The following is a 12806-nucleotide window of genomic DNA, read 5'->3' as shown; positions in this document are numbered from 1 at the left end:
CAGCACCTGCGCGTCGCGCCCGCGCCCGTGCGTGCGGAGGTCGCGATCCCCGCCGACGTGCTCGCCCAGATCTTGGACGTACCGCTGAGCAATGCGACGCGCTATGCGGGACCGGGCACGCAGACCGAGCTGATCGTCGTCGCGGAGCCGGACTGGGTCGCGGTGAGCGTTCGCGACAACGGCGCTGGCGTGCGGCCAGACGAGATCGACAAACTCACCGCCCGTTTCTTCCGCGGCTCGAACGCGTGCGCCGGTGGCTCCGGGCTCGGTTTGCCGATCGCCGCTGCGCTGGCACAGGCGCGCGGCGGCACGCTCACGGTGGAGGCGGTGCATCCGCACGGTCTCGCGGTCGGTATCCGGTTGCCAGCGGCGGAGGTGCGATGACGAGTCGAGAATCCGGTGCGCGGCGGGGCATCGGCAGGCGTGGTTTTCTCGCGCTGGCCGTGGCGGCGGGCATCGCGGGCTGCGGCCGGAGTGGTGGCGGCGCCGCTGTCCGGCTCGCGTCCGGTGAGGTCGGCGGTTTCTACCACGCATTCGCGGGATTGCTCGGCGCGGCCGCGGCGGAGAACGGGGACGTGCGCATCGAGCGGGTCACCACGTCCGGTTCGCAAGACAATCTGGCACTGCTCGCCCGAGGCGAGGTGGACGCCGCGCTCGCACTCGCGGACTCGGTCCGAGACATCACCGACCGGCTGGCCAACGAGTCGCCCGACCGCCCCTCGACGAGTCGCGACGCGTCGCTGGCCAACCCGTCGCCCGACCCCCAGCCCTCAACGAGTCGCGACGCGTCGCTGGCTCACCCGTCGCCAGACGACCACCCCCCATCGAGTCGCTACGCGACGCTGGCCGCCTTGGGCCGGGTGTACGAGAACTACCTGCAGCTGGTCGTGCGCTCCGACAGCCCGATCGGTTCGGTCGCGGATCTGCGTGGGTCCCGGGTGAGTTTGGGTGCGGAAGGATCAGGCGCGGCACTGACCGGTGCACGGATTCTGCGTGTCGCGGGCCTCGAACCCGCTGCCGACGTCGCGATTTCGCATCGTCCGCTGGTCGAGGCGGTGGCCGCGCTGACGGGCGGCGAGGCGGACGCTCTGCTGTGGGCGGGCGGGGTGCCGACCACCTTGCTCGCGGTGCCGAGCCGGATGCGGCTGGTGGACATGGGCGAGCTGGCCGCGCCGATGCGGGAGCGGTTCGGTCCCGTCTACGACCGGGTCGTGATCCCCGCCGACGCGTATCCCGGCGGCGCGGCGGTGCACACCATCGGCGTGGCGAACCTGCTGCTCGCCGCCACCACCATGCCCGACGAGGTCGCCGCCGCCATCGTGGAACTGCTGGTCTGGCATGCGGACGCGCTGGTGCCCACCGTGGCGGCGGGCACCCAGTTCCTCGACGGCCGGTCGCTGATCAGTACCGGCTCGATCCAGCTGCACCCCGGTGCAGCTGCCGTCTATCGCCGCTGGCACGGGTGAACGTCGTCAGGAGCGGACGAGGCGGGCGATGGCGTCGGTGGCTTCCTTGATCTTGGCGTCCGCCTCCGGGCCGCCCGAGGCCGCGGCGTCCACCACGCAGTGGCTGATGTGGTCCTCGAGCAGGCCCATCGCCACCGCCTGGAGGGCCTTGGTCATGGCCGACACCTGGGTGAGGATGTCGATGCAGTACTTCTCCTCCTCGACCATCCGCTGCAGGCCGCGTGCCTGACCCTCGATGCGGCGCAGCCGCTTGAGGTAATCGTCCTTGGCGGTGATGTAGCCGTGCGGCGCGTGCTCGGGCGCCGCGTGGTCGTGGGGGGTAGCTGCCACCGGTGTCTCCTCGCTGCCTGCCGGTCCGGGAACCGGATTATACCCCCCTAGGGTACAGATTCGTGCCTGCGTTGTCAGGTTGGCGGCGTGTCCGCCACGCCTGGCGGGACGGCCTGATCGCCAGGTGCGGAATTCGGTCACCGGTCCGATATCGCCACGGTCGCGAGCCGAGGCCGATCCCGCCGAGCGACCGAAGCGGCGGGACGGGACAATTGCGGTATGAGTTCGCACCCCCGGCCCGCGCTCGCCGTCATCGGCGGCAGCGGCTTCTACGATTTCTTCGACACCGAGGCCACCACCGTCGAGGTCGAGACGCCTTACGGTGTGCCGAGCGCGCCGATCGCGGTCGGGGAGGTGGAGGGCAGGCCGCTGGCCTTCCTCCCGCGGCACGGCAAGAATCACGAATTCGGCCCGCATACGCTGCCGTACCGGGCCAATCTGTGGGCGCTGCGCTCGCTCGGCGTGCGCCGGATCTTCGCGCCGTGCGCGGTCGGCAGCCTGCGCGCGGACTGGGGTCCCGGCACTGTGGTGGTGCCGGACCAGTTGGTGGACCGGACCTCCGGTCGTCCGCAGACGTACTTCGAGGGCGGCGGCATCCATGTGTCCTTCGCCGATCCGTACTGCGAGGAACTGCGTGCCGCCGCGATCAAGGCCGAGTCCGACGCGCTGCACATGATGCATGCGGCCACCATGGTGGTGGTGGAGGGACCGCGGTTCTCCACGCGCGCGGAGAGCCGGTGGTTCGCCGCGCAGGGCTGGGAGCTGGTGAACATGACCGGTCACCCGGAAGCCGTGCTCGCCCGCGAACTGGAAATGTGCTACGCCGCCGTCGCGCTGGTGACCGATCTGGACGCGGGCCTGGAAGAGGGCGAGGGCGTGCACGCCGTCGACGTCTTCGCCGAGTTCAAGCGCAACCTCACGCCGTTCAAAGAGCTCATCCGCCGTGCGGTGGCCGCGGTGGACAGCGTCGACACCTGTGAGCGGTGCCGCGTCCACGCGGGCGTGTCGCTGCCCTTCGAACTGCCCTGACATTCGTGGCTGTTTCGGCTGACCAATCGTCATCCAGGCCGGTGCATCGTCACCTGGACCAAGACGAATTCCGGAGCATGCTCTGCGGGCAGTGGCACAGCCTCCAGATCGGCGATGATCCAATCGCCCTCCGGTGTCGCCAACCGGACCCCGTCCAGCCGGACCCGCCGCGCCCCCGCGCGGAGATCGGCGCGCGCGGCCAGAATGCGCGGACGGTCCTGCGGGTGCGGCACGGTACGGCTGTCTGTCGCGCCGCCCCAGCGTACGCCGGGCACGGGTTCGGTGACCCAGCGGATCAGCCGGACCTGCGCCAGGTCGACGACGGCCAGGTACCGATCCGATAGCGTGCCGCGCACCAGGTCCAATGCCACTGATTCCAGCGATTTCGGTTGCGGGGCAACGTTTTCGGTGACGTCGACGGCCACACCCACCCAGTGGTGCCGGTCCGGGTCCGGATTGCAGGCGGCCAGCATGAGGGTGCGCGGACCGGCCGCGGAACGCATGGTGGCGGTGTCCAGCCAGCGGACGCCGGGTTCGGCGCGCGCCATGGTGGCGACGAATTCGAGTGCGCCGTCGAAGCGCTCCATCGTCTCGAAGACTTCCGCACCGAACCACACCGCCGGATCGTGCTCGCAATGCGGCCCGGATTCGTCCCGGACCGCATCGACCCGCCTGGCACGCCCGTCGATGGTGAAGGCGGTCACGCCGGCCGGCGGCGGTGGGGCGTCGCTGCCCACCCACAACCGGACCGCGTGCACCCGCGAATCCGGACCGAGCAGCGGCTGCGCCCGGAGGCGCCGTCTCGACCAGGCATGGCGCGATGGCGGCAGCTGGTGGTCCACCGCGGCGCCGGAGTGGTGAGCCGCGGCGACGAACCGTTGCAGGCGCGCGGGAACCGCACGCCGATATGACTTCCAGGCCCGCGGCGCTGACCCGGTCGCCAGCAGCGACCAGGTGCCGACCGGGCCGAGTGTTTCGATCAGCAGCCAGCGTCCGATGATCATGATTTCCCCCTCACCCCAATCGAACCCTACTGCCACGGCCAGGAGGATGGCCAGTGAAATGTGGCGGAAAACCGATCGCGCCGGTGACCACGGGCGGACGCTGCGGGGTTAGGCTCGCGCGGTGGACACCCCGTTGCGGCTCGAGGTCATCGTGGCCAGCGTGCGTCCGGAGCGGTTCGCTCCGGTGGTCGCCGACTGGTTTCTGCGCACGCTACGTGCCCATGCCGAATTCGACACGGGCGTCATCGATCTCGCGCACACTCCGCTGCCGCTCGACCTCACCGAGACCGAGCAGGCCGTGGCCTACCGTGCTCGGCTGCGCGCGGCTGATGCCTTCGTCGTGGTCACCTCCGAATACAACCACGGCTACCCGGCCTCGCTGAAGACCGCTTTCGACACCGCCAAACACGAATGGCGCGCCAAACCGATCGCTTTCGTCTCCTACGGCGGCCTTTCCGGTGGGTTGCGTGCGGTGGAGCAGCTGCGTCAGGTCGTCGCCGAGATCCACATGGTCTCCGTTCGCGAGACGGTCAGTTTCCATCAGGCCAAGAAGCGATTCGACGATGCCGGGGAGACCAGCGACGGCGCCGCGATCGACGCCGCCGAACGGATGCTGCGCCAATTGGCCTGGTGGGCACGCACTTTGCGGGCCGCGCGGGCCACCGACCCGTATCCCGGCTAGCCCGCTACCTGGCCGGCACGGCACGGCGGCCGCGCGGCTGACCGATGTAGGTGGCCTCGCGCGGGATCGACACCAACGTCAGGTCGACCTGCGCGGTGCCGGTACGAAGATTCACGTGGTTGCCGATCGCGCCGGGCTGGTGGATGGCCAGGTCGGGGCGGGTGACCGGCCAGCCCATCGGATCGCCTGTCACGTAGATGGTGGTGACGCCGGCGTGCGGCGCGGGAGCGAGCACCCCGTCCACCACCGTGGCGGTGAACCCCGCATCGGACTGGTGGGTTTCGACCGCGATGGTCAGCCGCTCCGGATTGCCGATCGTCGTGACCAGGTTCTCCCAGGCCTGCGCCCGGTCGGTGCGGATCAGGATGCGCTCGCCGACCGCGAGCGCCCGGAAGACCAGCTGCTGCGCCAAATACAGCTCGCCCGCCACATACACCGTCGAGATGCCCGCGCCGACGATGCGGATGGCGACGCCGTTTCCTTCGTCGTCCGAGCCGATCAACTGGCCGCAACCGGAGGAAGGCAGATGCAGCACGTCGAGCACATCGATCGGGTACTCGATCATCGGAACGGTGTCGTCCAGACCGGGGACGGCGATCGGCAGATGGGCGAGCAGTCCGTCGCGGTGACGTCCGTTCATCGAGACCATGCCCGGCAACTCGGTCCGCTCCGGCAGCTCCCGCGCAGTCAGGCGCCATGCGGCGCCGATGCTCACCGACTCGGCCGAACTGCCTGGGCGCAGCCGCACCGCCACCGTGGTTCCGCGCGACGGCGCCACCCACAGCTGGGCGAGCAGGTCGGAGCTGAGGCGCTTGGGGTCGACGCCGCTGCCGATGTTCACGTTGTTGCCGATTTCGGCGTAGCGCCAGCGGTGTTCGAGGGTCCGCGGGTCGTAGTCGCCGGTTATCTGCAGCACCGCCTTGCGGATCTCCGGCGCGGTCAGGATGCGGGCGTTGCAGTCGGCGTCTTCGAGCGTGCGCATGATCCGCTGGGTGGCGATGGTGACTGCACGCGAGGCGCCCTCGGCCCCGCCGCCGCGCCGGGCCGTGGCCTCCGGGCAGGCCACCGCGTCGAAACTGATCGCCAGCCACACCGTGCGGTGCGCGGTGGCGGGCAGCGGACCCAGCAGCGATTCGTAGATCGGGCCGGCGGGCGTGCCGGAGCGGCTGCGGTGCCCGTGGCTGATGATGTCGATGCCGCTGAGCAGGATGTCGTGCTGGTTCAGGCATTTCGCCAGTTCCGGCAGCGGAAGCAGGTGCGAAGCGTGCACCGTGGTGCGGCCGATCCTGGTCAGCCCGCCCGGCGGGGGCAGCACCTCGACCACCGTGACCACCCGGCTGCCGTCCCAGAACAGGCCGAGCGAACGTCCGTCCGTGCCGCGGTAGTCGATCGTGTCGCCGATTTCGTACTCGCGGTGGGTGAGATAGCGCCACCAGGTGGTGATCCAGTCCAGCAGAGTACGTTTGGCGATGGGGATGAGCGGGATCAGCATCACGACGACCGCAACGCCGAGCGCGGGCAGTCCGGGCAGACCGGCGAGCAGCGCGATCACTCCGGCGATCAACCCGGCGATCTGCGCGATCAGCAGGTTCTGCATCGAGATTCGCCCGAGCAACGGTCGTGGTCCCGCGCCGGCCGGTTCCGCCATCATCGTCCCCCATGTACCCGGTGTCGGCCGGTTTGTCGTGGCCGAGCTGAACAAGAGTCCTCGGGAACTGTACTGTGTTCGGCGAACGCGAGCACTGTTCGGGGGAGGAATAATGCCTTCAAAACCCACTACACGCTGGCAGGTGAGCGGCTACCGCTTCCTGGTGCGGCGGATGGAGCACGCCTTGGTGCGCCGGGACGTGCGAATGCTGCACGACCCCATGCGTTCCCAGTCCCGCGCGTACGCGGCCGGCCTGATCCTGGCGTGCGTCGTGCTGGCAGGCTGCGGTGTGCTGGCGTTGCTGCGTCCGCAGGACAAGATCGGCGACAACAAGATCCTGATCGGCAAGGATTCCGGCGCGGTCTACGTGGTGCTCGACGACGTGGTGCACCCGGCGCTCAACCTGGCCTCCGCACGCCTGGCCGCAGGCGAGGCGGCCAAGCCCGCGATCGTGAAGGAATCGGAGCTCGGCAAGAAGCCGCGCGGCCAATTGATCGGCATCCCAGGCGCTCCCGGTTCGCTGCACTACGACAAGGAGGGCAAGGGACGGGTCTGGACGGTGTGCGACTCGTTGCGGACCGACGGCAGCGACGACCGCACCAGCTCGGTGTTGATCGGCGATCTGGAACTGGGCGACAAGGCCGCGCCGATGGGCAAGGACAAGGCGCTGCTGGTGAAGGGCAAGGACGCGGTCTACCTGGTCTGGAACAAGACGCGCGCCCGTGTCGACATGAACGACCCGTTCGTTACCGGACCGCTGAACATTCGCGGGATGACCCCGCGGCCGATCAGCGAGGGCCTGCTCAACGCGATTCCCGAGGTCGATCCGATTATTCCGCCCAAGATCACCGATCCAGGCGGGCAACCGTCCGGGTATTCGATCAACGGCTTGAAGACCGGCACCGTCGTCCAGCTCGACGGCAAAACCAATCAGAATTACGTCCTGCTGCACGACGGTCTGCAGGCCGTCAGTCCGTTCACCGCCGAAGTGATCCGTGGCTCGCAGCGCAACTCCGACCACGGCACCGCCATCGAATCTTTCGACAAGACGAACGCGCCGGAGTCGCGGGCACTGAACGTCGGCACCTACCCCGAGACCGCGCCGACGATCATCGAGCCCAAGGCGCGCCCGGTGAGCTGCCTGTCGTGGAAGCCGATTCCGGGAGTCGCGGGCAATACCGACGTCGCCGTGCGGGCGGAACTGTCGTTCATCGACGGGAGCGATCTGCCGATGTCCAGCGGCGCCAAGCTGGTTCCGCTCGCGCAGGCCGACGGCAAGGGCGACAACGTCGACTCCGTGTACTTCCCGCCGGGTTCGGGCGCCTTCGTCCAGACCACCGGCATCGAACCGGACAGCAGGCGCAAAGACAGCATGTTCTACGTCGCCGACACCGGTGTCCGCTTCGGCATCAAGGACAATGAGGCCGCGAAGGCGCTCGGCATGGACAAGGAGTCCGGCGTCACACCGGAACCGGCACCGTGGCCGATCGTCGGACTGCTCGCCAGCGGCCCGACCATGGGCCGTGACGCCGCCATGGTGGCGCACGACGGCGTCGCCCCGGACTCCGCGCCAGCCAAGCAGCCGGTCGCCTCGGCGAAGTAGTCGGATCGGCGACAAGTCGACTCTGGCCTGCCGGAATCCGTTGGACGGTATGTAGGCGAGTTTGCCGCCCACGGTCTGGCCGAGATCGGCTATCCGCCAGCGGTGCCGATGGGTTCTACTCGCTCATCCGCGCACGGCGGACCTGCTGCACGGCGGCGACCCACGGCATCGGATCCGTGTGTACGCCGCCGTGCGCTACCGGCACGCCGTGTTGCTGACCCCGGAGGCGACGGCGGGCTCGAGTTCCGGTGGGCGCGTGCACATGTCGCTCATCCACGCGGAGTCCGTAGCCCGCCGTATGACCCCAACTACAGTTACAACCAAAGACTTTCCTGTTATTCAGCTTCGATCCACAGATAAAGGTTTGTGACCTATTCAACAACGGCCGCAAGACCCCCGGTGGATCGAGGCTCAGGCACCGCAGTGCGTTCCGAATTCCTCGAAGATGTCGTCCTTGATGCGGCCGCCCCAGTCGATGCACTTACCTTCCGCTTCGACCTTCGCGTAAGCGAAGTGGGTGAAGACGCGGTCGTCGTTGATGACTACCTGGGAGTGGTCCTTCGACTGCCGCACAGCGGCGCCCATCGATATCGGCTCGCCCGGGTTGTCCCGCACGGTGACCACGCAGTTCGTCCTACCGTTGTAGGTCAGAAAGACCGTGCCGCCCTTCAAGTCGTGTGAGTCGATCACCTTGAAGCCATCACCGCACTGGCCGCCATATGTCGCCGCAGATGCGGTAGCGGGGAGGAATACGGCCACCCCTGCAGTGATCCCGATTGCGGCCGCGCACACGGCGATCGACTTTTTGGCGTTGATCAAAGTAGAACCTTTCCGCTTTTCCATGACATCGAGCGTTCGAATTCTTACCCCGCACGCTCGGGACCTAAACTCGGCCACCATTTGGGCTGCCACACCGAACCTAGGGCAGCAGTCGGCGACCGCGCATTTGCGGCCTTCCAGATCTGGGAACCGATGCCCGAGCGAGTCTGGGAGCGCGTGCCGCGAACGGCTACGGACGATGTGTATCAGGTGGTGCCATCGGGGCCGTGGGGGTGCCGGCCGCCGAACTGGCAAGCGCGGCGATCTCGGCGCGCAAGGCGCGGACCTCCTCGGCGAGGAGGCTGATCTCGATATCGGTACGCTCTGTGGACGTCTCGATGGATCTCAGCTGGTCCATCACCCAGCTGGTGGTGGTGCCGATGGCGAAGCTGATGAGTCCGATGCCGAAGGTCATCAGGATCAGCGAGACGAAGCGGCCCTCGGCCGTCACCGGATAGACGTCCCCGTAGCCGACAGTCGTCACCGATACCATCGACCACCACAGCGCGTCACCGAAGCTGTCGATCTTGCTGTCTTGGACACCGTATTCGGCATCGAAGAATGCCAGGCTGCACAGCAGGATCACGAGCACCGAGCTGGTGCCGACGAACACCGCCATGCGGGCGCGGGTCGCCGATCTCCGATTCACCGTGTCGACCAGCAGCAGCGCCGCCCGGAGCAGTCGTACCGGGCGGAAGGGCGGCAGCAGCACGATCAGCAACTCCAGCGGATGGGTGCGCACGAAGCGCCACCGATTCGTGGACAACCACAAACGGATCGCGAAGTCAGCCGCGAACACCATCCAGATCCCCACGTCCGCGCGGGTGAGCCAGACGTCCAGTTCCGGTGACGCGCCGGTGTCGAGCACGTGCCAGGCGTAGACGCCGACGAAGCACAGCGCCAGCACGATCATCGGCGCGTTCGTTGCGCGTTCCCATGCCTGCCTGCGGGTGATCATGGGCGGGCCTGCGGACGTTTCCACGTCGTTGCCCTGGGCAATGGGATTGGATTCGGACGTTACGGGGGACATGGCAGCTACCTGGTCGATCTGATGCGGTAGTCAGTTACCGCGTGTGCAACACGTGCACGCTACCTGTCGTCCGTGTACTGCTGTCCCGAGTACGGTGCCCGGTCGCTGTCACACAGCTCGGCGACGGATCGGGAACGGCGACACTGCCGAGCATCATCCCCGTACCTGCGCCGGGACGGATTTCTCCCACCTGCGCTCGAGATGTCCCGAGCCGCGTCCGGCCGTGTTCTCCGGAATTCTCACTCGTCCTCGTTCACACCGAATCGGCGGCGGATCGGGAACGATGCGAGCATGCCCAGGATGAGCAGTGCCGCGACGCTGCCGCTGCCGATCAACGCCACGTTGCGCGCGCGGTGGTCCGGCAGGGGAGGTGGCGCGGGAATCGGCAGTTGCACACTCAGCGCTGCCGCCGGGCGCTTGGGCGGAAGTGTCTTCGGCACTTCTGCCGTCAGCGCGGCGATCGGGTCGACCGCGCCATAGCCCACGTACGGGTTCCAGCCTTCGGCCGGGGCATGAGCGGTGGCCTGGATGCGCTTGATGACATCGAGGGCGCTGAGCTCGGGAAAGCGAGCGCGGACCAGCGCCACGACCCCGGACACATAAGGCGCCGCGAAGCTGGTGCCCTTGAGCGGTGCCAGGCTCTGGTTCTCGTATTTTCCGGTGATGGTGCCGGTTCCGCGCGGATCGAGCGAGACGATGTCCTCGCCGGGTGCGGCCACGCCGAGCCATGGCCCCGGCACGGTGAAACTCGACGGTGCGCCGTTCTGGTCGATTGAACCGACCGTCAAGACGTAATCGTCGTAGCGTGCGGGCGTGACGTTGGTGGTCACGTTGTTCCACGGATCGCCGTCCGGCTTCAGCGGGTCGATGCCGGGGTTGCTCGGCTTGCACTTTCCATCGGTGTTGCCCGCCGCGACCACGACGACGGCGTCCATTTCCAATGTCGCGTAACGCACGGCCGCGCCGACCGGACCGTCGCTGAAGTTCTGGCCGCTGGGCACGCAGGAGACCAGTGAGATGTTGATGACCGAAGCGCGCCGGTCGGCGGCCCGCCGGATCGCGGAGGCGAGCGCTTCGATCCTGCCGTACCCCTTCGGTGGGTCTTCCGGTCTCTTGTCCTGTTGGCCAGGGACTTCGTACAAGGCGCTGGTCTGGCGAATGGAGAGAATCCGCGCCTCCGGCGCTACGCCGGAGAACCCCTGTCCCGCTGCGGGTTTCGCGGCGATGATGCCCGCGACCACCGTGCCGTGGGCGTCGCAGTCCTCGCTTATCCCATCGCCACCGTCCGCGACGTAGTCGCCGCCCGCTTCCAGATCGGGCAGGCGCGGGTGCGCGGCGACCCCCGTGTCGATCACCGCGATGAGCTGACCTTCGCCACGGGAGAACTCCCACGCGTGCGGCAGATTGAGCGATCGCTGGGGAGTAGGAGCAGCAGGGCCGTCGCCGCCCTGCTGGGTCGAGTAGCACGCCGCGTTGGCCGGGCGCTCGGTTTTGTCCAACGGCCGCGCTGGATCACCTGACGGCAGTTGGCCGGGATCGACCGGCGGCGGGCGATCGGCGTAGGCGATGCCTTGGCTCGCGCCCACTCCGAACGACACGCTCAGCGACAGCACCGCCGCGGCCGCGCCGGTGCGAAGTACGCGGTTCACAGCCCGCGGACGAGGGAGTAGAGGTCGGTGACCCAGAACACCAGGGGCAGCACCGCCGCCACGAACGCGTACTCGAGCAGTTCCACGCCGCGGCGCATCGGCGGCGTGGCCGACTGGTTCGGGATGATGATGCCCAGGATCAGCGCCGCGACCAGCGCGAGCATCGCCGCGCCGAACACCGCCAGCGGCTGGTCCATCGCGAATCCGGCGCCGACCAGCATGATCAGCGCGATCGCCGAGCCGCCCGCGATCAGTACGACGGCCTGCTCCGCGCCCGCGTAGGTGCGGCTGCGGAGCATCAGGACCGCCGCGCAGACCAGCGCGAGCGCGATGCCTTGCCAGTACGGGTCGTCGGCGGTCGGATCGGTGGCCGCCAGCGCGCCTGCAGCGGTGACGAGCGTGGTCGCCGCGACCAGGCCGGCGAGATACATACGGGCTCGTTCCGACTTCACCCGCAGCACGTCCATGGTCGGCAGGGCGCGGTGATCGTCCGGGTCGTCCTCGGTCGGATCGATCGGCGTACCGGGCGAAGGGACCGGCGGCAGCGGCAGTTTCGCGAGCAGCATGGACACCCGCGGCGCCAGCGAGAGGCCGGCGAGGCCGAGTGCCGCCGCGCCCGCCCCGATCGCGCGCTCCGGCTGGTCGGTGAGCAGGCCGACCAGCGCCGCCGGCACCGCGTACGACGCGAGGGTGGCCGCGCCGATGAACAGCGCCAGACCGACACCGGTGACCCGCCAGGCCAGAATCGCCGTCGCGCCCGTCAATACCGAGCCGAGCAGAATGTGTGCCCAGCCATAGTGATCCGGCACGTAGAGCATGCCCGCGGTGAACGCGGCGGGCAGCGCGCAGCCACCGAGTACCAGCGCGGTGGCGGTGTCGCCGTACATCCTGCTGAGCACCATCGCCGCCACCACGAGCAGGATCGCGACGACCAGCGCGACCGAGCCGCCCACCCCGATCGGCAGCGAGCCGGGGGACAGCAGCAGGCCGAGGCAGCCGACGATCATGGTGATCGCGGCGAGCACCGAGCCGGTGATCCGTGCGACCCGCGGCGTCCAGCTGCGGTAGTGGTCGGTGTCGGCGATCGCGACGTTGTACATGATGTCGTCGAACAGTGGCGTCGGCGCGGTGTGCGAGGCGCTCTCCAGCATCAGCAGCTCGCCGTCGCGGACGCCGTGCTCGCCGAGGCTGAGCGAGTTGGAGAACGGCGGGTGGCCGATGCGGGCGAGCACCCACTCCGCGGGCTCGAAACGCTCGCCCTCGTTGTCGAACTCGTTGGTGCGGCTGTGCTGGGCGACCATGTCGACGACGCTCGGAATCACCAGCGCGACCGGCACGTCGACCGGGATGGCCATGTCGACCTGAGTGTGCTTGGCCAGAATCGTCACCCGGGCGAGGTCGGGAGCGCGGACGATCCCGCGCGAGGATTCTTCGTCGATGTGGTCAAGTCGCGCGTGCGTCAAGCTTCCCCCAACTCGGTCTGCTACCTCGTGATTCCGCGACGCCGGGGCCGGGGGCGAGCTTGCGAACCCACGGTCCGGGCAGC

Annotated in this window: 12 protein-coding genes; 5 read left to right on the top strand and 7 right to left on the bottom strand. The window is 68.6% G+C overall.

Features of this window, described 5'->3' with window-relative positions; all coding sequences use genetic code 11:
* Both NA4_RS19340 and NA4_RS42665 read left to right on the top strand, forming a co-directional pair.
* The coding region (locus NA4_RS19340) for a sensor histidine kinase (RefSeq protein WP_169811069.1) at positions 1 to 384 on the top strand (384 nt) is incomplete at its 5' end.
* Positions 381 to 1466: a TAXI family TRAP transporter solute-binding subunit gene (locus tag NA4_RS42665; protein WP_245671488.1), complete on the top strand. Its 1086-nt coding sequence runs from the start codon at positions 381 to 383 to the stop codon at positions 1464 to 1466. The genes NA4_RS19340 and NA4_RS42665, both read left to right, overlap by 4 nt.
* Before the next feature lie 6 nt (positions 1467 to 1472).
* On the opposite strand, the gene NA4_RS19330 is transcribed toward NA4_RS42665, so the two are convergent.
* Entirely contained in the window at positions 1473 to 1796 is a 324-nt protein-coding gene (locus NA4_RS19330; RefSeq protein WP_067471512.1) for a metal-sensitive transcriptional regulator, read from the bottom strand.
* A gap of 219 nt (positions 1797 to 2015) precedes the next feature.
* Here NA4_RS19330 and NA4_RS19325 point away from each other — a divergent pair, with 219 nt between their 5' ends.
* The gene (locus tag NA4_RS19325) at positions 2016 to 2825 is read left to right on the top strand and encodes an S-methyl-5'-thioadenosine phosphorylase (protein WP_067471510.1); all 810 of its coding nucleotides are present in this window, start codon (positions 2016 to 2018) and stop codon (positions 2823 to 2825) included.
* A 29-nt stretch (positions 2826 to 2854) separates the two neighbouring features.
* Here NA4_RS19325 and NA4_RS19320 read toward each other — a convergent pair whose 3' ends face one another.
* Positions 2855 to 3865, bottom strand: a complete 1011-nt coding sequence (locus tag NA4_RS19320; RefSeq protein ID WP_245671487.1) for a GAF domain-containing protein — start codon at positions 3863 to 3865, stop codon at positions 2855 to 2857.
* An 85-nt stretch (positions 3866 to 3950) separates the two neighbouring features.
* On the opposite strand from NA4_RS19320, the gene NA4_RS19315 reads away from it, so the two are divergent.
* Positions 3951 to 4511 (top strand): NADPH-dependent FMN reductase, encoded by a 561-nt coding sequence (locus NA4_RS19315; RefSeq protein WP_067471505.1) that lies wholly within the window; start codon positions 3951 to 3953, stop codon positions 4509 to 4511.
* 4 nt (positions 4512 to 4515) lie between these two features.
* Here NA4_RS19315 and eccE read toward each other — a convergent pair whose 3' ends face one another.
* On the bottom strand, positions 4516 to 6159 hold the full coding sequence (eccE, locus tag NA4_RS19310; protein WP_067471527.1) for a type VII secretion protein EccE: 1644 nt from the start codon (positions 6157 to 6159) through the stop codon (positions 4516 to 4518).
* Positions 6160 to 6271: 112 nt separating this feature from the next.
* Here eccE and eccB point away from each other — a divergent pair, with 112 nt between their 5' ends.
* Complete coding sequence (gene eccB / locus NA4_RS19305; protein ID WP_084497234.1) at positions 6272 to 7762, top strand: type VII secretion protein EccB; 1491 nt, start codon at positions 6272 to 6274, stop codon at positions 7760 to 7762.
* 411 nt (positions 7763 to 8173) lie between these two features.
* On the opposite strand, the gene NA4_RS19300 is transcribed toward eccB, so the two are convergent.
* The 4 genes from NA4_RS19300 to eccD all read right to left on the bottom strand — a co-directional run bounded on the left by NA4_RS19300 (position 8174) and on the right by eccD (position 12723).
* A complete protein-coding gene (locus NA4_RS19300) occupies positions 8174 to 8674 on the bottom strand; it encodes a spore-associated protein A (protein WP_157129131.1) in 501 nt (166 codons plus the stop codon).
* 97 nt (positions 8675 to 8771) lie between these two features.
* Positions 8772 to 9611, bottom strand: a complete 840-nt coding sequence (locus tag NA4_RS19295) for a potassium channel family protein (protein WP_084497233.1) — start codon at positions 9609 to 9611, stop codon at positions 8772 to 8774.
* A gap of 239 nt (positions 9612 to 9850) precedes the next feature.
* Positions 9851 to 11260, bottom strand: coding sequence for a type VII secretion-associated serine protease mycosin (gene mycP / locus NA4_RS19290; RefSeq protein WP_245671486.1), 1410 nt, complete (start codon positions 11258 to 11260; stop codon positions 9851 to 9853).
* Entirely contained in the window at positions 11257 to 12723 is a 1467-nt protein-coding gene (eccD, locus tag NA4_RS19285; protein WP_067471497.1) for a type VII secretion integral membrane protein EccD, read from the bottom strand. Before eccD ends, mycP begins: the two co-directional genes overlap by 4 nt.
* Positions 12724 to 12806: the final 83 nt, after the last annotated feature.

This window comes from Nocardia amamiensis NBRC 102102 (genome assembly GCF_001612745.1).
Taxonomy (GTDB): domain Bacteria; phylum Actinomycetota; class Actinomycetes; order Mycobacteriales; family Mycobacteriaceae; genus Nocardia; species Nocardia amamiensis.
This window is presented reverse-complemented; position numbering and strand designations above follow the sequence as displayed.